At 63.5% G+C, this 19,774-nt stretch carries 17 protein-coding genes; 12 read left to right on the top strand and 5 right to left on the bottom strand.

Annotated elements, in window-relative coordinates; genetic code table 11:
• Positions 1–41: 41 nt before the first annotated feature.
• Genes BN1119_RS13860 through BN1119_RS13845 form a run of 4 tightly spaced genes read left to right on the top strand, consistent with a single transcriptional unit; the run spans position 42 to position 4,988 of the window.
• A complete protein-coding gene (locus BN1119_RS13860) occupies positions 42–1,298 on the top strand; it encodes an ATP-grasp domain-containing protein (protein WP_041999028.1) in 1,257 nt (418 codons plus the stop codon).
• Positions 1,295–2,485, top strand: coding sequence for an ATP-grasp domain-containing protein (locus BN1119_RS13855; protein ID WP_052448067.1), 1,191 nt, complete (start codon positions 1,295–1,297; stop codon positions 2,483–2,485). Before BN1119_RS13860 ends, BN1119_RS13855 begins: the two co-directional genes overlap by 4 nt.
• Complete coding sequence (locus tag BN1119_RS13850; protein WP_052448066.1) at positions 2,482–3,735, top strand: ATP-grasp domain-containing protein; 1,254 nt, start codon at positions 2,482–2,484, stop codon at positions 3,733–3,735. The genes BN1119_RS13855 and BN1119_RS13850 overlap by 4 nt, the downstream gene beginning before the upstream one ends.
• Positions 3,736–3,746: 11 nt before the next feature.
• Positions 3,747–4,988, top strand: a complete 1,242-nt coding sequence (locus BN1119_RS13845) for an MFS transporter (protein ID WP_041999022.1) — start codon at positions 3,747–3,749, stop codon at positions 4,986–4,988.
• Here BN1119_RS13845 and BN1119_RS13840 read toward each other — a convergent pair.
• The gene (locus BN1119_RS13840) at positions 4,961–5,623 is read right to left on the bottom strand and encodes a chromophore lyase CpcT/CpeT (RefSeq protein ID WP_084205483.1); all 663 of its coding nucleotides are present in this window, start codon (positions 5,621–5,623) and stop codon (positions 4,961–4,963) included. The genes BN1119_RS13845 and BN1119_RS13840 overlap by 28 nt on opposite strands.
• Before the next feature lie 452 nt (positions 5,624–6,075).
• On the opposite strand from BN1119_RS13840, the gene BN1119_RS13835 reads away from it, so the two are divergent.
• From BN1119_RS13835 to BN1119_RS20515, 3 genes are all read left to right on the top strand, one after another.
• Positions 6,076–6,861, top strand: coding sequence for a hypothetical protein (locus BN1119_RS13835; protein WP_041999017.1), 786 nt, complete (start codon positions 6,076–6,078; stop codon positions 6,859–6,861).
• A gap of 167 nt (positions 6,862–7,028) precedes the next feature.
• On the top strand, positions 7,029–7,922 hold the full coding sequence (locus BN1119_RS13830; RefSeq protein ID WP_041999015.1) for a LysR family transcriptional regulator: 894 nt from the start codon (positions 7,029–7,031) through the stop codon (positions 7,920–7,922).
• A gap of 184 nt (positions 7,923–8,106) precedes the next feature.
• Entirely contained in the window at positions 8,107–8,847 is a 741-nt protein-coding gene (locus BN1119_RS20515) for a hypothetical protein (RefSeq protein WP_157438667.1), read from the top strand.
• A gap of 141 nt (positions 8,848–8,988) precedes the next feature.
• Here the strand turns inward: BN1119_RS20515 and BN1119_RS13825 are convergent, their stop codons facing one another.
• Both BN1119_RS13825 and uvrD read right to left on the bottom strand, forming a co-directional pair.
• Entirely contained in the window at positions 8,989–9,084 is a 96-nt protein-coding gene (locus tag BN1119_RS13825) for a hypothetical protein (protein WP_041999012.1), read from the bottom strand.
• 426 nt (positions 9,085–9,510) lie between these two features.
• Positions 9,511–11,682, bottom strand: coding sequence for a DNA helicase II (gene uvrD, locus BN1119_RS13820; RefSeq protein ID WP_041999009.1), 2,172 nt, complete (start codon positions 11,680–11,682; stop codon positions 9,511–9,513).
• Positions 11,683–12,136: 454 nt separating this feature from the next.
• Here uvrD and BN1119_RS13815 point away from each other — a divergent pair, with 454 nt between their 5' ends.
• The 5 genes from BN1119_RS13815 to BN1119_RS13800 all read left to right on the top strand — a co-directional run bounded on the left by BN1119_RS13815 (position 12,137) and on the right by BN1119_RS13800 (position 17,137).
• Entirely contained in the window at positions 12,137–13,135 is a 999-nt protein-coding gene (locus BN1119_RS13815; protein WP_041999007.1) for a BMP family lipoprotein, read from the top strand.
• 119 nt (positions 13,136–13,254) lie between these two features.
• Positions 13,255–14,835 (top strand): ABC transporter ATP-binding protein, encoded by a 1,581-nt coding sequence (locus BN1119_RS13810; RefSeq protein WP_041999276.1) that lies wholly within the window; start codon positions 13,255–13,257, stop codon positions 14,833–14,835.
• Entirely contained in the window at positions 14,832–14,954 is a 123-nt protein-coding gene (locus BN1119_RS21050; protein WP_280136489.1) for a hypothetical protein, read from the top strand. Before BN1119_RS13810 ends, BN1119_RS21050 begins: the two co-directional genes overlap by 4 nt.
• Complete coding sequence (locus BN1119_RS13805) at positions 14,951–16,069, top strand: ABC transporter permease (protein ID WP_041999004.1); 1,119 nt, start codon at positions 14,951–14,953, stop codon at positions 16,067–16,069. The genes BN1119_RS21050 and BN1119_RS13805 overlap by 4 nt, the downstream gene beginning before the upstream one ends.
• 102 nt (positions 16,070–16,171) lie before the next feature.
• Positions 16,172–17,137, top strand: coding sequence for an ABC transporter permease (locus BN1119_RS13800; RefSeq protein WP_041999001.1), 966 nt, complete (start codon positions 16,172–16,174; stop codon positions 17,135–17,137).
• Between the two features lie 76 nt (positions 17,138–17,213).
• Here BN1119_RS13800 and BN1119_RS13795 read toward each other — a convergent pair whose 3' ends face one another.
• Positions 17,214–18,395 carry a M28 family metallopeptidase gene (locus tag BN1119_RS13795; RefSeq protein ID WP_041998998.1) on the bottom strand — a complete coding sequence of 394 codons (1,182 nt, stop codon included), beginning with the start codon at positions 18,393–18,395 and terminating at the stop codon, positions 17,214–17,216.
• Between the two features lie 432 nt (positions 18,396–18,827).
• Positions 18,828–19,733 (bottom strand): LysR substrate-binding domain-containing protein, encoded by a 906-nt coding sequence (locus tag BN1119_RS13790; RefSeq protein WP_041998995.1) that lies wholly within the window; start codon positions 19,731–19,733, stop codon positions 18,828–18,830.
• Positions 19,734–19,774 lie beyond the last annotated feature (41 nt).

Below are 19,774 nucleotides of genomic sequence, written 5' to 3'. Positions count from 1 at the left end.
CGGAGCGGGGCCTGTCCATCAGGCCCCCAAGGAGTGACCCCATGAATTCACGCACAGGTGTCCTGATCCTGTCCCACCAGCTGCTCTCCATGGTCGCCCCACTGCAACAGCAGCTGGCGGCCCGAGGACTCGAGTGTTATGTCCTCTCTTCCCGCCCATCCCGCGCGCTCACCCCTCCCTGGCGGGATAGGGTCAGCCAGCTCGAGATCACCGATGGCCATGCACTGACCATGCAGGACATAGCGGCCTGCCTGGCGCGCCTGCCCGACGAGGTCACCCTGGTCGCCTGTATCTCGGTATGGGATGGCTATCGCGAGCTCATGGCACAGACCAATGGCCTGCTCGGCGCCACCGACCTCGACGTGAGCTGCGTGACCCGATTGCGGGACAAGCTCACCATGCGACGCTGGCTGCACGGAGACGGACTCTCCCGGGTGCAAGCCCAGCCGCTTACCGACGCCTTGTGGCAAGGGATCACGGATCCCAGCGCCTTCTTCATCAAGCCCAGAACCGGGCTCGCCTCATTCGGCGCATTTCGGGCGGACAAGCTGGATCAACCTGACCAGCTCGAGACGCTGTGGCGACAGGCCTGCGCCGATCAGGCCTATGCCGGTGTCTTTGAGGGGGAACCGGAATTCATCATCGAAGACCTGATCCAGGGCACCGAGTATTGCTTCGAGGTCATAGTGACGAAGGGAGAGGCGCAGGTACTGGCCGTCCATGAAAAGATAGACATGCACCAGCAGGGCTTTACCGTGCTGGAGAACGCCTGCGTCTGCCCCCCGGTCTCGGTACAAGCCGAGCAACTGGCGCAGGGCAAGACCTTCGTCACCCGTTGCCTGGCGAGCCTGGAAGTCACCACGGGCTTGTTCCATATCGAGGCCAAGTTTGCCGAACGGCAAGGGTGGGAGATGGTCGAGATCAACCCGCGCATCGGCGGTGCCTACATACTGGAGAGCACCCGGCATCACGCCGGGGTGGACCTGCTCTCCCTCTGGCTAGACAGCCTGTTGTCACGGCCGCTTCAGCCGGTGCAACCCTCGAACCGGCGCAGCTTCTTTCGTGTCTTCTTCGGTCAGAGTGGCCGCACCCTGGCGCGCATCCAGCCCCGGAACGGCGCCGAGGTCCCCCTGCTCGATCAGCGCCTGTTTGTGCAGGAGGGTGATCGCCTGCCACAGATAGAGCGGGAGATCTTCATCGGCCAGGCCCTCTGGGACATCTCGGCGCTGCCGCACCACAACTTCTCCGACTTCGCCGCCAGCACGGCGCACCACTTCCAGGTGGAGTATCACCCATGAACATCGTCATCCTGCACCGCCTGCCCTATGGCAAGATCCGCTACGACCAGGTGATAGACCAGGGCTCGCACCGGGTCGATTACCTCTGCCTGCCCGGCGGCCAGGCAGACCTTCCCCCCGGGAGCCACCACCATGAGGTCGCCAGCTTCGAGGCCGAGGAGCTGGCCCGCCAGTGCGCCCCTCTGCTGCGCGCCGCCGACCGGCTGATCGCCCGCTCAGAGTACGAGCTGCTGGCGGCGGCCCTGCTGCGCGAGCGTTTCGCCATCCCAGGAGATCGCCCGGCGGCCATATTGCCCCTGCGAGACAAGTGGGCCATGCGCCTGCGCTGTCGCGCCGCCGGCATCCCCCAGCCCGACTTCTGGTCCCTTGAGGCTTTTGCCCGCCTGCCGGACGGCCCCGGCTGTTTCGTGCTCAAACCCAGGCTGGAAGCCTCCAGCACCGGGATAGTGATGGGGGACAGGCAGAAGCTGCTCGGCGCCATCGGGCAGCTGACCCGCCCGGACGACTATTTCGTCGAGGCCTTCATCCCCGGCAGCATCTGTCATCTGGACGGCTTCCTGCGCGATGGCGAGGTCGTGCAATCCATCACCAGCCGCTATGTGGGCAACTGCCTCGACTACGCCGGGGGCGCCCCCCTGGGCTCGGTCCAGATAGCCCCCCAGCCGCAGATGGAAACGCTGCTGCGCCAGACCCTGGCCGCCCTGGGGCAGGCGCAGGGTTGCTTCCACTTCGAGCTGATCCAGGATGAGGCGGGCCGGGTTTATTTCCTCGAGACCGCCTGCCGGGTCGGCGGGGCCGGGGTCGCCGATACCTTCGCCCTGAGGACGGGGCTCAACCTCTATCACATCGACCTGCAATACCAGCTCCACGGGGAGATCACCCAGCAGGCGGCCCCCCTGACCGACACCCACTACGGCTGGTTCGTCTACCCGGCCCACCACAGGGGCGAGACCCAGCGCATCCACTTCGACCACGGCCGCTGGGGCGCCCTGCTGCACAGCTGGCATCAGGCGACGCCTGTGGCGGCACGCCCCGGCAGCATCAGCTATGCCACCGGTGCCACCCCCTTGTCCGGCATAGTGCAGGGCCAGGCACAGACCCTACCTCTCGCCCTCGGCGCCCTGCTGGAGCAGACCCGAGTGGAATACATTTCGACCCCGCCCGCGCGGATGGAGGTATCAGCATGACCCCCTGTTTCGTCATCGTCGGTTACAACAATGTGCGCATCTATGATGTCGCCAAGCTCCGCCAGCTGGCCCACGGCCGATTCGACTGCCAGCTGGTGCTGGTGGTGGAGCGGGCCAGCCTGCAAGACTGGCAGGCTGCCGACCTGGTGATCCAGGCGGAGCTCGGCCAGAGCCCCGCACTGGCGCGGGTGTGCGAGGCCCTGGCCGACGCGGCCATGACACCGGTCGGCATACTCCCCTTCTCCGACAGGGGGGTACCGCTCGGAGCCATGCTGGCCCAGCACTACCGGCTGCCCGGCGCCCGGCCAGAGGCGGCCCTGGCGGGCCTGGACAAGGGGCGTTTTCGGGCCATGGAGGCCGAGGTTCCCGCCCCGGATCACTATCTGCCCCTGACGGCCCGGGCCATCGACAGCCTGGCCTCCCTGGTCGCCACCCGGGAGGCATTTGGCGGCACCGGCTTCATCAAGCCGGTGGCCGAGGGCAACAGCCGGGGCTGCATGGCCGTCCATGAAGACACCGACTGCGCCGCCGTCTGGGAGGAACTGGCCCCCTATCACGCCAGCGGCATCATGATGGAGCCCCTCATCGAGGGGGCCCGGGAATTCAGCTGGGACTATGTGGCCGGTTGCCGCTGGCTGACCGAGAAACACACCACCCAGGGGGAGTACCGCGCCGAGTACCAGCAGATAGTGCCCGCCCGGCTCACCCCGGAGCAGACCCGCTGGCTCAATCAGGCCGGGGGCTTCATGCGCCGACTGCTGGCCGAGGAGTGGGGGGCCTATCACAACGAGCTCTTCCTGCGCGAACAGGGGGCCAGCGCGGTGGAGAGCAACATGCGACCGGCGGGGATGCACATCTGGGATCTCGCCGCCCTCAGCTTCGAGGCGTTCGATCCCTGGCAACGCTGGCTGCACTGGGCCCGCACGGGGCAGACCCACACCGCCCTCCCCCGCCAGCTGGGCTATAGCGGGATCCGCATGTTGCGCCCGCGCCAGAGCGGCACCCTGAGCCGCCAGGCCGATATCCCGCGCCTCGCCCTGTCTCTGGGCATCACCCTGCATCAGGGCGGCTACAGCAAGGTCGTGGGGGAGCGCGTCAGCGCCAGGGTGACCGACAATGGCGGTTTCATGGGCCAGATAGTGTTGCACCATGCCGACTACCCGACCCTGCTGGCCTGGCTCGACACCCTGGCCGATGCCATCGAGGCCGACACCGAGATCGCCTGCGACCAGCCGGTCGTCCACTGTTGAGGAGTACGTCTATGCAGGGAATGCGCTTCTCCGTCTTTCTGGGCTCCCGCATGCTGTCCGGGCTCGGCGATCAGATCCTCCAGTTTGCCGTGCCCCTGCTGGTCTATCGCAGCACGGGGAGCGTTGCCCTCTCCGGGCTGGCCTTCTTCATCGAGTGGCTGCCCCGCCTCATCTCCCTGCCCCTGGCCGGCGTGTTTGCCGACCGGGTCGGCGGACGGCGCGTCTACATACTGGCCGACGGTCTGAGGGCGGCGGCCTGCGTCGTCACCGCCCTCATCATGACCCTGTGGCCCGGCAGCGGCATGGCCCCCATCATGGTGATGATGGCGCTGTGCGCCTTCTGCTATGCCCAGGCCTTCATCGCCCTCGAGACGACCCTGCCCCAGCTGGTGCCTCCCGCCGACATGGCCAAGGCCCAGAGCTGGTTGCAGGTCACCAACAACGGGGCCAGCGTGCTCGGCCCCGCCCTGGCCGCCGCCCTGCTCATCTGGCTGCCGGCCACCCAGCTGCTGTGGGGATGCGCCCTGGGCTTCGCCCTGAGCGCCACCGGAGTATTGGGGCTGACCCGGGGCGCCGCGCCCGCCGCCAACCCCCAGGATCGACGCCGGGCCCTGCTGCCCGAGCTGAGGGTCGGGCTCGGCGCCCTGCTGGCCCAGCCCATACTGCTGCGCCTGGTCGGGCTCGCCATGCTGGTCAACCTGATCGTCGGCCTGGCGCTCGCCACCGCCGCCCCCATGACGCTCGGCTTGTTTGGCCAGAGCGATCAGACCCTGGCCAGCGTCCAGCTCACCATGGGGTGCATCTCCATCGGCGCCTTCCTGCTGATGCCCTGGCTGCTGCGCCGGGTCGCCGTCTACTGGATAGGGCAGCTCGCCTTCCTGCTGATCCTGGCCGGGGGCCTCATCATGGCCATGGCCCCGAGTTTCGGCTGGTATCTGCTGGGATGCGGCCTCAGTTACGGCCTGTGCGGTCTGTTCAATGTCTTCATTCGCACCGAGCGCCTGCACTGGATAGCGGAACAACAGCGGGGAAGGGTGATCAGCCTGATGGTGCTGCTCAATCAGCTCAGCCTGCCCCTGGCCGGGCTCATCATCGCACTGCTGGGAGACAGGGTGGCGGTGCAGGAGATCTTCCTGATGGCGAGCCTGGTGTGCGCCCTGGGCTACCTGCTGCTCTATCGCGCCCTGGCGAGCGCCGCCCGCACCCGGGCCCTACCCGAGCCGACTCAGCCGGTGGCAGGCAGCCGCAGGTAGAGATAACCCTCCCCCGGGCTGCCCCAGCGTGGGTGGCCCTCCTCGTCGTAGGCTCTGTCCAGCAAGCGGATCCTGTCCTTGCCTATCCAGACGTACTGCACCAGGGTGGCGGCGCCGCCAAAATCGGTCGGGCAAAGGCCGATGTCGCTGCGACCCTGATAGTCGCCGGAAGGTTGGCGATGCAGCCAGATGTCACAGCCGCCGCGCAGGGAGAGCTGGGAAGGGGTCAGGCCCGCGAGCAGGGCGGGATCCCGCCAGGCACCGGCAAAGCCGCTGGCCCTGGGCATGGTCAGCTCGCTCATCAGGATGCGCCCCTGCGGCCCGGCACTGAAACGATAGATGCGCTGGCGAAAGGGTCGCTCGGGACGCCCGGCCAGGCTCTGCTCGGCATAGACCCAGCGCACCCCGGCCCCGCCCGGCCAGATCTCTGTCAGCCTCAGGGTGGCATTGGCAAAGCGCGGGTCATAACCGGCCTGCTCGGCGTTGCTGAACTCGCCACGAAACCAGGAGAGCAGCGGCTCCATATTCACCAGGCTCGCCGTTGAGGCGCCCGGGAGCGCCACAAAGGGGGTGGGCGCCGCCCATGTCAGAGCGGAGCAGAGCAGCACGAGCAGGGCCGCCATCGCCGTGCCCATCGAATCCATCCGAATCATCTTCATGGCGGCGATTATATGAGCTATCGCTCGTAAAAACAGCAAGCCAGATCAAACCCTTAAAGATCCCGGCCTGGCCGCTTCCCCCTCGGCCGCCTCTCTGACAGCCAGGCTGACAGGGCCCGATTTATCCCAAGGCGGGGGCCGCCATGGTGGCGGCCCCCGCTGTCATCTTCCCCCGGCTCCCGGAACCTTCTCTCCTGCCGTCCCGCCTTTTCATCTGGGACACCCACGTTTTGATATCGAGAGCCAGCCTCGCTACGCCTCCCTCAAAAAGATGGGTGTCCCAGACTTCCGCTCACAGAGCGGGCGTTCCCGCTCCCGCTTCCCCTACCATTTATTACCATTAGTGAATTTTGATATCAGTTAAGTGCCATTTCAGTGAACACTCCAGCGCCCTAGACTGCTCCTCGAACCTTAACGAGGAATCTGATATGAAATTCCCCCAAGTCGCTTTGCTGGCCGGCGCCATCGCCTCGGCAATCTCTTTCAACACCTTCGCCGGTGACCTGGTCTCGGTACAGTTCAGCGATGGCCGCCCCGCCGTCACCGGGGTCGAGGCGGTCAACAAAGCGCTCAACCCCATAGGCGTCAACGTGGTCACCGTCGACATCCCCGACGCGGCCAGGCCGCTGCTCGAAGCCTCTCACCGCCGCGCCTTGACCAAAGCGGAGCACGGCGCCCTGATTGCGGCCTTCAACCTGAGTCAGGGGGAGCTGCTGGAGCAGGCCAGGCTCGCAGGGCGCGAACCCGCAGTGCAAGGGGGCGGCGTCGCCACCGAAGAAACCGGCGTAGGCCCCTACCCCAAGGTCTATGACCTGATGGCGCTGGACGAGCGCACCCGCAGCGCCGTGCTCGGCAAATATGGCCGCATGCATGTCAACTCCGCCGAGGACGGCACCGACATCGACGAGGTGATGACGGTCGTCAGCGGCGGCCCCTTCCGCTGGGGCTTTGCCCTGAAAGACGGCAGCATAGCCCGCTTCCAGATAGACAAGGTGGGCCTTGAGGACAAGGCCGTGCGCGTCAGCTATCACGGGCTCGGCATGCACGCCGGGTTGATGGACGCCAGACAGGGGCTGCTGGTGGCCTTCGCCCATGGCCCCGAGGCGTTCACCATGCGCTACCAGGCCGACGTGCCCCACGCCCAGCTGCTCGGCACCAACCCCTGGGCCGATGTCGGCATCACCCTGCCCCCCGCCCCGGGCAAGGTGCAATAAGCCTCCTCCATGGATCGGGCGGTCGGGCAGCAGCCCGGCCGCCTCGTCATGCCCCGCGTTGCCATGACGGGCCGTTGCCGATGGCCCTCCTTGCGATACACACTATGGTGAATAAACTGCGCAATGATGGCACCATCATTTACCAGTAGTGAATTAACGGGGGCAGGATGAACAAGATCACGGCGCTGAACGTCTTTCGCCGGGTGGTGGAGATGGGCAGCTTCAGGGCGGCGGCGGACGACCTGCACCTCTCGCAGGCGGCGGTCAGCAAGAACATCAACGAGCTGGAAGCCTATCTCGGCATTGCGCTGATCAACCGCACCACAAGGCGGCTGAGCGTCACCGAATCGGGCATGGCCTATTACGGCCAGATATGCGCCGTACTGGACAGCCTGGACGCCGCCGACCAGTCCATTATGGCTGCCTCCTTCACCCCCAGGGGCAGACTGAAGATAGGCATGCCCATGTCCTACGGACTGATCCGGCTCAACCCCCTCGTCTGCGAGTTCCAGCGCCGCTATCCAGACATCAGCATCGAGGTGAACCTGAGCGACGCCTACATGGATCTGGTGGATCAGGGGCTGGATGTGGTGATCCGGGGGGCTGGCACCCTGGATGACTCCACCCTGCGCGCCAAACCCCTGTGCGAGGTGCAGCGGGTGCTCTGCGCCGCCCCAGACTATCTCCAGGAGGCGGGCCAGCCCGCCCACCCGGCGGATCTCAAGGGCCACCACTGCCTGCGCTACAGCCTCTCATCCTCCCCCGGCAAATGGTTCTTCAGCCGGGAGGCGGAGAGCGTGGCGGTAGAATTGAAGCCCGCCAGCTTCTGCGCCAACAACGGCATCGCCCTGAAACAGGCGGCCGTGCAAGGGCTCGGGGTGATCCTGGTGCCAGAAGAGTTCGTGTCGAGCGAACTGGCGGACGGCACCCTGGTCAAACTGCTCCCCGACTGGCAACCCGACCCCCACGCCCTGTTCGCCGTCTACCCCTTCCACAAGGAGCAGTCCCGCAACGTGCGGCTCTTTATCGAATTTCTCGTCAAGGCGTTTCAGTTGAGGTGAGCCAGATAGGCGGGAGCCTGGGGCATTCACCTGTTGGCACCCGCCTGCATGTAGGTTCGATTAGCGAAGCGTAATCGGACTAGCGCGGAATCGAACCTACAGCCTATTCGAACCTATTTCTCTGGGATAAACTGGCTTTGGCTATTTAATATGGACATGAAATCGAGAGCTATTGGGGAATAAGATGATGGTCAATTTTATACAAAAATGTGCATCAGCAATAAAAAACACCATGCTTTTTTATCAAAACCACAGCATTGCAATATCGACTTTCAGTGTGATTGTTTTTACAGCGGAATGCTACTTCATGGTCACATTTTACACTTCTTATTTTGGTTTTGATTTTTTCATTTTCGGCGGAATGTCTGACATATATCAAATGGCTTTACATCAAGGAGTAATAATAAAGCTATTGTTGATATCATTTTCTCTGACTGCTATTCCGATTTCTCTTTATAGTTTCTTGACAACCACTGTAAATAATGAAGTTACGACAGAAGAAAAAGTCTATAAATCTCGTGAGATATTGCCAATAATAATTATAATTTTTGTATTTTTGGGCTTTTTAAGTTCACCCATGCTTTTATCTTTTTCATCTAAAATTGACGCAGAAGAAGTGAAAAATGGTTTTTCAGCAAGATATAATATCGAGACAAACAGCGATTCAATACAGTGCAACTCAATTATTGGCGCAACATCGAGCTACGTCTTTATTTGGAATCACAAAAGCATGATTACATCCGCATTACCAAAATCAGAGATAAAGGCTTTAAGTCTTGTTGTTCCACCACCACCAAGTAATAGGTCACCTGCTCCGGGGCGGGATTATAAGCAGAAGATTCAACTTCAAAAAAAATTACAGAAAAATTGGTCATCTACATTAGAAGATAAATGCCATCAATCTGTTACATGGATTGAGTGGTAGCATATAACGCTGTTGTATATACTTCTAAAAAATAGGCAAAAATAGCGCAACATTTTAAAGTCATCCTAATCAAATATAACAACCAACCCGGCATAAAGCCGGGTTGGTTAAGTCAGAAAACAATGAACGTTACAGCGCTTCCTATCTCACATACGCCGTCATCAGCCACTTGGCATCGACCTCGTCGAACTGGATCTGCACCCGCCTCTGCTGGCCGACCCCTTCGAAGTTCAGCACTATCCCTTCCCCAAACCTCGGGTGAAGCCCCCAAGCCACAGTCGGCCACGGTATTGATCCCCCTCCAATCCGCCGAGGAGCAGAGGCAACGTCAGGGACGCCATCAGGGATGATGGCGTAGCCGCAGTCGGCACAGGGACGTGCCGTCTGCGGCGGCCCGTCCGACGTTGGCTCTGGCCCGAGGGGACTGGCGAAGCCAGCGGATTGGCGGGGGTGGCCTTTCTTTTGGTGACTTTTCTTTGGCCACGCAAAGAAAAGTTACTCGCCCAAGCCCGAAGGGCGGGCGAAACCCTATCGAGGGCCCAGCCCTCGCGTCCGTCCTGCACGGCGCCAGCCGTGCTGCCAACAACCAGGCACACAATTTACCCATGACGCTATCTCGGGGATGATCCCCTCTCCCGTTGGGAGAGGGTCAGGGTGAGGGGATTAAAGCGCCTCCAATCTCGCGTAAGCAGTGACGAGCCACTTGGCGCCGACCTCGTCGAACTGGATCTGCACCCGGCTCTGCTGGCCCACACCTTCGAAGTTGAGCACTATGCCTTCGCCGAATTTTGGATGGAGCACCCGCTGGCCGAGCTTGATGCCGCTGGCGTCGAAGCTTTGCTGCACCTCGTTCTGGCTGAAGCGGCCGTACTGGGTGGGTCTGCTGACCTGGGTGCGCAGCCGGATCTCTTCCAGACACTCGGCGGGCATCTCGCGGATAAAGCGGCTCGGCTTGTGGAACATCTCGCGGCCGTAGATGCGGCGGCTCTCGGCATAACAGATGTAGAGCTTCTCCATGGCGCGGGTCATGCCCACGTAACAGAGGCGGCGCTCCTCTTCCAAGCGCCCCGACTCCTCGGTGGATTGCTGGCTGGGGAACATGCCCTCTTCCACACCGACCAGCAGCACCAGGGGATATTCCAGCCCCTTGGCGCTGTGCAGTGTCATCAGCTGCACCGCATCGGCGTATTCGTCCGCCTGATTCTCGCCGGATTCCAGCGCCGCGTGGGCGAGGAAGGCGGAGAGATCGCTCATGTCTTCCAGCTCGTCCGGACGCTGGTACTGGCGGCAGGCGGTGACCAGTTCGTCCAGGTTCTCTACCCGCGCCTGGGATTTCTCGCCCTTCTCCGCCAGATACATGGCCTTGAGGCCGGAGTGCTGGATGGCGATATCCGCCTGCTGGTGCAGCGGCAGCAGGGAGACCTGTTCTTCCAGGGCGTCGATGAGATCCACGAAACCCCGCACCGCGTTGCCGGCTCGACCGGTCAGCACCTTGTCATTGAGCAGCCCCTTGGCTGATTGCCAGAGGTTCTGGCCCTGATCCCGGGCGTTATTGCGCAATATCTCCAGGGTGCGATCGCCTATGCCACGGGTCGGGGTGTTGACCACCCGCTCGAAGCTGGCGTCGTCGCCGCGGTTGTTGATAAGGCGCAAATAGGCCATGGCGTCTTTGATTTCCTGGCGCTCGAAGAAGCGCAGGCCGCCGTAGATGCGGTACGGCATGGCGTCCTGCATCAGCGCCTCTTCCAGCACCCGGGACTGGGCGTTGGAGCGATAGAGGATGGCGCAGTCGGCGAGCAGGCCGCCCTTCTCTTTCCAGTCCTTGAGGCGGCCGACCACGAAGCGGGCCTCGTCCACCTCGTTGAAGGCGGCATACAGGGAAATCGGCTCCCCCTCTGCGCCTTCGGTCCACAGCTCCTTGCCGAGCCGCTCAGAGTTGTTGGCGATGACGCTGTTGGCGGCTTTGAGGATATTGGCGGTGGAGCGGTAGTTCTGCTCCAGGCGAATGGTCTGCGCCCCCTCATAGTCGGTCAGGAAGCGCTGGATGTTCTCTATCTTGGCGCCGCGCCAGCCGTAGATGGACTGGTCATCGTCGCCGACTATCATCACCTTGCCTGTGTCGCCCGCCAGCATCCGCAGCCAGGCGTACTGGATGCCGTTGGTATCCTGGAACTCGTCCACCAGGATGTTCTGGAAGCGGTCGCGGTAGTGCTCGAGGATATGGGGCTTGTTCAGCCACAGCTCGTGGGCGCGCAGCAGGAGTTCGGCAAAATCCACCAGCCCGGAGCGATCGCAGGTCTCCTGATAGGTCTTGTAGATCTGCTGATAGGTGCGGGTGACGGGGTCGCCGTAAAGGTCGATGTCGCCGGGGCGCAAGCCCTCGTCCTTCTTGCCGTTGATGTAGCCCATCACGGCGCGGGGGGCCCAGTGCTTCTCGTCCAGATTGAGCGCCTTGAGCACCCGGCGAATGAGGCGGTACTGGTCGTCGGAGTCGAGGATCTGGAAATCCTGGGGCAGGCCCGCATCCAGATGGTGGGCCCGCAGCAATCGGTGGGCGATGCCGTGGAAGGTGCCTATCCACATGCCGCGCACCCCGTCCCCTATCACCTTCTCGACCCGGCCGCGCATCTCGGCCGCCGCCTTGTTGGTAAAGGTCACGGCGATGATGGAGAAGGGTGAGCAACGCTCCACCTGCATCAGCCAGGCGATACGGTGCACCAGCACCCGGGTCTTGCCCGAACCGGCACCCGCCAGCACCAGCAGGTTGCTGCGAGGGGCCGCCACCGCGTCTCTTTGCTTGTCATTGAGCCCGTCGAGCAGGGTTGAAACGTCCATCACCACTCCTGTTTATTTATACAGGCGGCGATTATACGGCCTGAGCGGCCGCAGACCAAATCCCGGTGCATCACCACCTCCTCACGGCGCCGACCCGGTATCGGACCCGAGGGCGGCGTCCCTCCCAAGCCGGGCCAGTGCCACTGGCCATGGGGCCATGAGGGCTCCTATCGACACCCACTTTTGCCCCAACAGAGGAAAACGCTTGCGCACAACCTCATGATTCGTAATGAAAATGTCATTTGAGGCCGTAAAAATTCAGCACAAAAAACCATAAAGTTGACTATAAACAACCACTTATAAATTCATTCGCTTATGTATCAAACCGTTAGCGCAAACGTTTTTCTGCAATGCCCGCCTTGACCCCCGACCTCACTCACATACAGTTAGCCTGCGTGCACGCTTGCCTGCGCCAGCAGGTTACGGACCCTCAATAACAATCAAGGACAAGATCGTGACTAAGCTACTCAAACTGGCCAGTGTGGCCGCCTTCACCCTGACCGCTCTCTCGGCCCAGGCCGCTTCCCAGCCCGCCGTCATCTATGACACCGCAGGCAAGTTCGACAAGTCATTCAACGAGGCCGTGTTTCGCAACGGCGTCGAAGTCTACAACAAGGACAAGGGGGTCAAGGTCAAGGAGTTCGAACCCCAGAACGAGGCCCAGCGCGAACAGGGGCTGCGCCGTCTGGCCAGCCGGGGCAACGGCCCCATCGTCGCGGTCGGCTTCAACATGGGCTCGGCGGTAGAGAAGGTCGCCACCGAGTTCCCCGCGGTGCAGTTCACCATCATCGACATGGTGGTCGACAAGCCGAACGTGCAATCCATCGTCTTCAAGGAGCATGAGGGCTCCTTCCTGGTGGGCGCCCTGGCGGCCATGGCGTCCAAGAGCGGCAAGGTCGGCTTCGTGGGCGGCATGGATATCCCGCTGATCCGCAAGTTCCAGTGCGGCTATGAGCAGGGTGCCAAGTACGTCAATCCCAAGATGGAAGTGTTCCAGAACATGACCGGCTCCACCCCGGCGGCCTTCGCCGACCCGGCCAAGGGCGCGGAGCTCGCCAAGTCCCAGTTCGCCAAGGGGGCCGATGTGGTCTATGCCGCCGCCGGTGGCACGGGTATCGGCGTCTATCAGGCCGCCAAGGACGAGGGCAAGCTGGCCATCGGGGTGGATTCCAACCAGAACCATCTGCAGCCGGGCACCATGCTCACCTCCATGGTCAAGTCCGTGGGACTGGCCGCCTACAAGAGCTGGGATGACGCCGCCAAGGGCAGCTGGCAGCCGGGCATCCAGTCCCTGGGTCTGGCGGAAGGCGGCGTTGACTGGGCGCTGGACAAGGACAACGAGGCGTTGATCACCCCGGAGATGAAGGCCAAGGCGGACGCCATCAAGGCCGACATCATCGCCGGCAAGGTCAAGGTGCATGACTACATGAGCGACGGCACCTGCAACTACTGACAGCCCATTGGCTACCAGACACACCGGCCCGCTCGCGGGCCGGTTTTCGGTCTCACTCCCTCTGAACGGGCCTGCCTGATCAGGGGGAGAGACGCGTCATGACCAGCAAGGACTGCATCATGGACCAGACGGATCGCTACGCCATCGAATTGCGCGGTATCGACAAGCGGTTTGGCGAGGTATACGCCAACAAGCAGATCGACCTCCAGGTTCACAAAGGCAGCATTCATGGCATCGTCGGCGAGAATGGCGCCGGCAAATCGACCCTGATGAGCATCATCTACGGCTTCTACCACGCCGATCGCGGTGACATGTTCATCGACGGCCACCCCTTCAAGCCCCATGGCTCCCAGGATGCGATTGCCGCAGGGGTGGGCATGGTGCACCAGCACTTCATGCTGGTGAACAACTTCACGGTTTTGGAAAACGTCATTCTTGGCGCCGAGCACGGCTGGCACCTGGGCAAGAGTCTGGCGGCGGCCGAAAAGCTGCTGGGCGAGCTGGCCCGGGACTATGGCCTCGAGGTGCCGCTGCACGAGAAGGTCGAGCACCTGCCGGTGGGCCTGCAGCAGCGGGTCGAGATCCTCAAGGCGCTCTATCGCGGCGCCCGCATCCTGATCCTGGACGAGCCCACCGGGGTGCTGACCCCGCAGGAGGCGGATCACCTGTTCGAGGTGCTGAAAAAACTGCGGGATCAGGGCACCACCATCATGCTCATCACCCACAAGCTGCGAGAGATCCTGGCCATCACGGACCGGGTCTCCATCATGCGCCGGGGGGAGATGGTGGCCCATGTCGCCACCAAGGACACCGACAAGGAGCAGCTGGCCGAGCTGATGGTGGGGCGCAAGGTGCGCCTCAAGGTCGACAAGGGCCCGGCCCGGCCGGGGGCCCCCAGGTTGCAGGTGGATGGCCTCGGCTACCGGGATCCGGACGGTGTGCCACGGCTCAAGTCCGTCAGCTTCGCGGTGCGGGCCGGGGAAGTGGTCGGGGTGGCCGGGGTCTCTGGCAATGGCCAGTCCGAGCTGCTCAGCCTGCTCGGCGGCATCCTCAAGCCCAGCGAAGGAGGCTTCACTCTCCATGGCAGGGGGAGCGTCCACCGCATCGATGGCCAGCATCCGGCCAGCCCGGAGCAGGTGCGCGACTACGGCCTGGGCCATGTGCCGGAAGACAGGCACAAGATGGGGCTCATCAACCGCTTCGACGCCCAGGAGGCCTTCATCCTCGGTTATCACCGCCGCCCCCAATACAACAAGGGCTGGTTGCAGGACAAGGGGGCCATCCGCCGGGACTGCCAGGCCAAGATGGACAAGTGGGACGTGCGCCCGCCAAGCCCGGACCACAAGACCGCGAACTTCTCCGGCGGCAACCAGCAGAAGCTGGTGATCGCCCGGGAAGTGGAGCAGGACCCGGACGTGCTGCTCATCGGCCAGCCGACCCGGGGCGTGGACATAGGTGCCATCGAATTTATCCACCAGCAGATCATCGCCATGCGGGATCAGGGCAAGGCGGTGCTGCTGGTGTCGGTGGAGCTGGACGAGATCATGAGCCTGTCGGACCGGATCCTGGTGATCAGCGACGGCCGTATCGTCGGCGAGCTGGACGGCGCCAGTGCGGATGAACGCACCATAGGCCTGATGATGGCGAACATCCTGCCCGACGAGATGACGGCAAGCCCATCGCAAGGAGCCACATCATGAACATGAGATCAATCAGTGCAACAAGCGCAACGATCAGCCTGATGATGGCGAATATCATCCCCGACGAGGTGGCGGCCACAACGCCCTCCCACGGGGCAGGCAAGGAGAGCCAACCATGAGTCAACAACGCGTACCGGCCTGGGTCTCGGTCGGCGTCCTCTCGGCCATGAACATAGGGCTGGCCTTCCTGGTCTCCGCCATCCTGTTCTATTACCTGGACATCAGCCCCATAGAGGCAGCCGAGATCATGTGGTACGGCGCCTTCGGCACCGGCGAAGGGATCGGCTTCACCCTCTACTACGCCACCGGTTTCATCTTCACCGGTCTGGCGGTGGCGGTGGCCTTCCACGCCGGCCTGTTCAACATAGGCGGTGAGGGGCAGGCCTATATCGGCGGCCTGGGCGTGGGGCTGGTCTGTCTGCTGCTCGGGGACGTGCTGCCGTTCGCCCTGCTGCTGCCGCTCGCCATCATTGCCGGCGGCCTGTTCGGCGCGGCCTGGGCCTTCATCCCGGCCTGGCTGCAGGCCAAGCGGGGCAGCCACATCGTCATCACCACCATCATGTTCAACTTCATCGCCGCCTCCCTGATGGCCTATCTGCTGGTGGACGTGTTCAAGCCGCCCGGATCCATGGCCACCGAGAGCAAGGTGTTCGCCGTGGCGAGCTGGCTGCCGAAGATGAGCGAGCTGGCGGCCGCTGTCGGCATGACGATGCCAAACAGCCCGCTCAATATCAGCTTCTTCTGGGCGCTCGTCTGCGCACTGCTGGTATGGGTCTTCATCTGGCACACTCGCTGGGGCTACCAGGTGCGCGCCGTCGGAGCCAGCGCCTCGGCCTCCGCCTATGCGGGCATCTCCTACCCAGGAGTGGTGATCCTGGCCATGGTGATCTCCGGCATGTTGGCGGGCTTCTTCGCCCTCAACGTGCTGCAAGGGGAGCTGCACCAGATCAAGCTCAATTTCGTGGAAGGGTTCGGCTTCACCGGCATAGCGGTGGCTCTGATGGGGCGCAACCACCCGGTCGGCGTCATCATCGCCAGTCTGCTGTTCGGCTTCCTCTACCAGGGGGGCGCCGAGCTCAGCTTCGAGTTCGGGGTGGATCGCAACATAGTGGTGGTGCTGCAGGGTCTGGTGATCCTGTTCTGCGGCGCCCTGGAGCACATGCTGCGCCCGCGCATCGAGCAGGCCTATCTGGCCATCGCTCGACGTCACACCGTTCAGGTCAAAGGAGTCTGACCATGTTTGAAACCCTGATCCTGATGCTGGATGCCACCATACCCACAGCGCCCGTCGCCATGGATGACAGCAATGTTTTGCGCGTCGAAGGGAGTCCACATCATGTTTGAGACACTGATATTGATGCTGGACGCCACCATTCGCACCGCGCCACCGCTGATCCTGGCGGCCATGGCCGGCATGTTTTGCGAACGCTCCGGGGTGGTCAACATCGCCCTGGAGGGCAAGCTGCTGGCCGCCGCCTTCGCCAGCGGCGCGGCGGCCGCCGTCTCAGGCTCCGCCTGGATTGGCCTGGGGGCCGGGGCCGGGATCGCCATCCTGTTTGCCCTGCTGCACGGCTTCGCCACCATCACCCACAGGGGCGATCAGGTGGTGAGCGGCATGGCCATCAACATACTGGCGGCGGGTCTGACCGTCACCCTGGGTCGCTACTGGTTCGATCAGGGGGGGCAGACCCCGGCGCTGTCCGGCGCCGCCCGCTTCGCCCCCATCGATCTGCCCTTCGCCAGGGAGTTGTATGACGTGCCCGTGCTCGGTCAGCTCTACAGCGAGCTGCTGAGCGGTCACTCCCTGCTGGAGTACCTGGCGTTCGCCGCCGTGCCGCTCGCCTGGTGGGTGCTGTTTCGCACCCGCTTCGGCCTGCGGCTGCGGGCGGTGGGCGAGGCCCCGGCCGCGGTGGACACCGCCGGTATCTCAGTGGTGCGCATGCGCTACACGGCGCTCATCATCGGCGGCCTGCTGGCGGGGATAGGGGGCACCTATCTGGCGGTGGCCCAGACTGCCCAGTTCATCCCCAACATGAGCGCGGGCAAGGGCTTCATGGCGCTGGCGGCCCTGGTGTTCGGCAAGTGGCGCCCCTGGAGCGCCATGGCGGCCTGCCTGCTGTTCGGCTTCCTCGACGCGGTCGCCATCCGCTTGCAGGGGGTCAGCATAGGGGACTTCCCCATCCCGGTGCAGGCCATAGAGGCGCTGCCCTATGTGCTGACCGTGTTCCTGCTGGCGGGCTTCATCGGCCGGGCCGTGGCCCCCAGGGCCCTCGGTACCCCCTACGTCAAGGAGCGGGAGTAGCGCTTCGCCCATACCAGAAATGCAAAAGGCCCACGGATGTGGGCCTTTTTTTACGTGCTTCATCGCCCCTGGCGCCTCAGTGTATCTTGCCCATCTCGATGGCGAAGCTGGTGGCCAGCTGGGCGAACTTGAGGGCGTGGGCGGCCGAGGGATCCGAGTTGTGCAAGGTGTCCCGGGCGGTGTGGATGTTGGGGTTGTAGTCGTTGAAACGCGACTCGAACGGCATGGCGGCCGGGTAGCCCTGATTGTGCCAGGAGGCGTGATCCGAGCAGCCGTAACCACAGCTGTCGTAGCCGTAGCGGATCTGGGGCAGATAGACATCGAGCAGCTGGGCCAGATAGCCGGTCAGCCCCTGGTCCGTGTAGTCGGTCATGAAGACGATGTCTTCCGCCGATCCCTGGTAGTTGGTCATGTCCAGCTGCAGCGCCGCCAGCACCCTGGTATTGGCCGCCTTGTAGCGGGTGGCGATGTCCTTGGAGCCGCGCAGCCCCACCTCTTCCGCCGCATAGCCGATGAATTGCAGGGTGCGTTCCGGCTGATGCCCCTGCTCGGCGAGGACCCGCAGCACCTCGGTCAGGGTGGCGATGCCGGAGGCATCGTCGTCGGCGCCCGGCGCCAGGGTGCGGCTGTTGGGGGCTGAGCCCGCGGTGGAGTCGAGGTGACCGCCGAGTACCACCACCTCCTCCGGGTAGCGGCTACCCTTGAGGGTCAGCACCACGGATTGCTGCGGATAGCCGCTGTGCTTGACCCGGCTGACGCTGGCCCAGGGCAGGGTGGCGCTCAGGCTCTGCCACTGGCTGGCCACCCAGTCGGCCGACTGCACCCCTGTGGTGGTGGTGTAGTAGCGGTTGCGCCAGCTCGAGAGCTGGCTGATGGTGCCGACTATCTTGCCCTGATCCAGATGGGGCAGCAGCCGATTGACACTGGCCCCCTGGGTCAGCGGCGGAGCGCTGAACAGGTTCTGGCTGATGGGCTGGGCCATGCTCTGCAGGGCATCGGCCAGGCTGCTGTGCACCACGTAACCGCCGCAGCGCTGATGACCTTCGTGCATCAGATGGGAGAGAGTGCCGAGTTCGTCTGCCTCGACCTGGGCCAGCTGGATCGGGGCGCCGCTGGCGCTGAACAGGGGGGCCAGCCTGGCCTTGACCTGCTTGAGTTCGACGCCGCTGTCGGCACCGACCGTGATCCAGACGGGTTCGGCAGCCTGTGCGGCGAGGGGCAACAGGGGGAGCAAGAGGGCGGTCAACAAGGGTTTCATATCGGATCCTTCCAGATAGAGTGGTGGGCAGATGCGCCAAATGGGAGTCATAAGACGACCAATCCAGTCTAGCCAAGGGGAAGGCGTGCGGGTTTGCCCATCCAGTGCGCCCATCCCCCCATCCGGTAGGCGCCGCTGCAGGATCTGCTGTCTATTGCGCCGGGACGAGGGAAGCGGTCGGAGCTTTGTGCTGGCGAGGGAGTGCCACACAGGGTGCCCGCCAGGCAGGAGGATGACAGCCCAGGCTGGGGGGCTGACAAAGGGAGTCAATCTGTGCCACATCGGCACGGATAGTCGCGAAGGCAAGGTAAATCATGGGAAGAGAGACACAGGGGCTGAGAGGCTGGGGTATCCATGATGACGGCCCTCACCGTGATGAGCTGCTTCAGGATTAGCCTTCCAGCACGCAATGGAGACAGCGCCTGTTGAGCGTCAGCCGATGGGGGGCATCAGGGAGGGCTGGCCCGGCTCCCCGAGTCGCTCGGCCAGATAGTCCACCAGCAGCCGCACCTTGGGGGAGAGGTGGCGGTTTTGCGGGTAGAGGGCCCAGATCCCCTCCTCGGGCGCCCGCAGCTCCGGCAGCAGCTCGATGAGGCGACCGGCGGCAAGATGGTCGCCGACGTAGTAGTCGGGCAGCTGCACTATGCCTATCCCCTTGAGGGCCGCATCCACCAGGGCGTGACCGCTGTTGCACTTGAGCAGGCCACGCACCCGCACGCTGTAGGGGCGGCCATCCAGGGTGAAGTGCCACTCGTCACCGTTGCCGAGCAGGCAGGCGTGACGGGAGAGCTCGGAGAGGCTGTTGGGCATGCCGCGGCGCGCCGTGTAGTCCGGCGAGGCGCACACATAGGGCACCCGCCCCGCCAGGCGCCGCGCCACCAGGCTGGAATCCTTGAGGTGGCCGAGCCGGATGGCCAGATCGTAACCGTCATGGACCAGATCCAGCAGCTGGTTGGTGAGGTTGAGGGTCACCTCCAGGGCCGGATAGCGCACCATGAAGTCGTTCACCAGGGGGGCGATACGGCTCTCGCCGTAGGAGACGGGGGCCGTGATGCGCAGCAGCCCCTGGGGCTGGGCCTGATGGCGGCCCAGGGCCAGTTCGGCCTCGTAGAGGTTGTCCAGCAGCTGGCGGCAGTGGCGATAGTAGATCTCGCCGAGTTCGGTGAGGCGCACCTGGCGGGTGGTGCGCAGCAGCAGCTTGGCCTGCAACCTGTCTTCCAGTTGTGCCACCTGGCGGCTGACCTGGGCCACCGAGACCCCGAGCTGGCGCGCCGCCGGGGTAAAGCCCCCCTGCTCCGCCACGCTGACAAACTCACATATCCCTTCCCAGCCGAACATTATTACCTATGAGTAAAAGTGATTTGATATTTAACCCCATT

Source organism: Aeromonas bivalvium, assembly GCF_000819765.1.
Lineage (GTDB): Bacteria > Pseudomonadota > Gammaproteobacteria > Enterobacterales > Aeromonadaceae > Aeromonas > Aeromonas bivalvium.
Note: the sequence above shows the minus strand (reverse complement) of the source record. Positions and strands in the feature narration are given on the sequence as shown.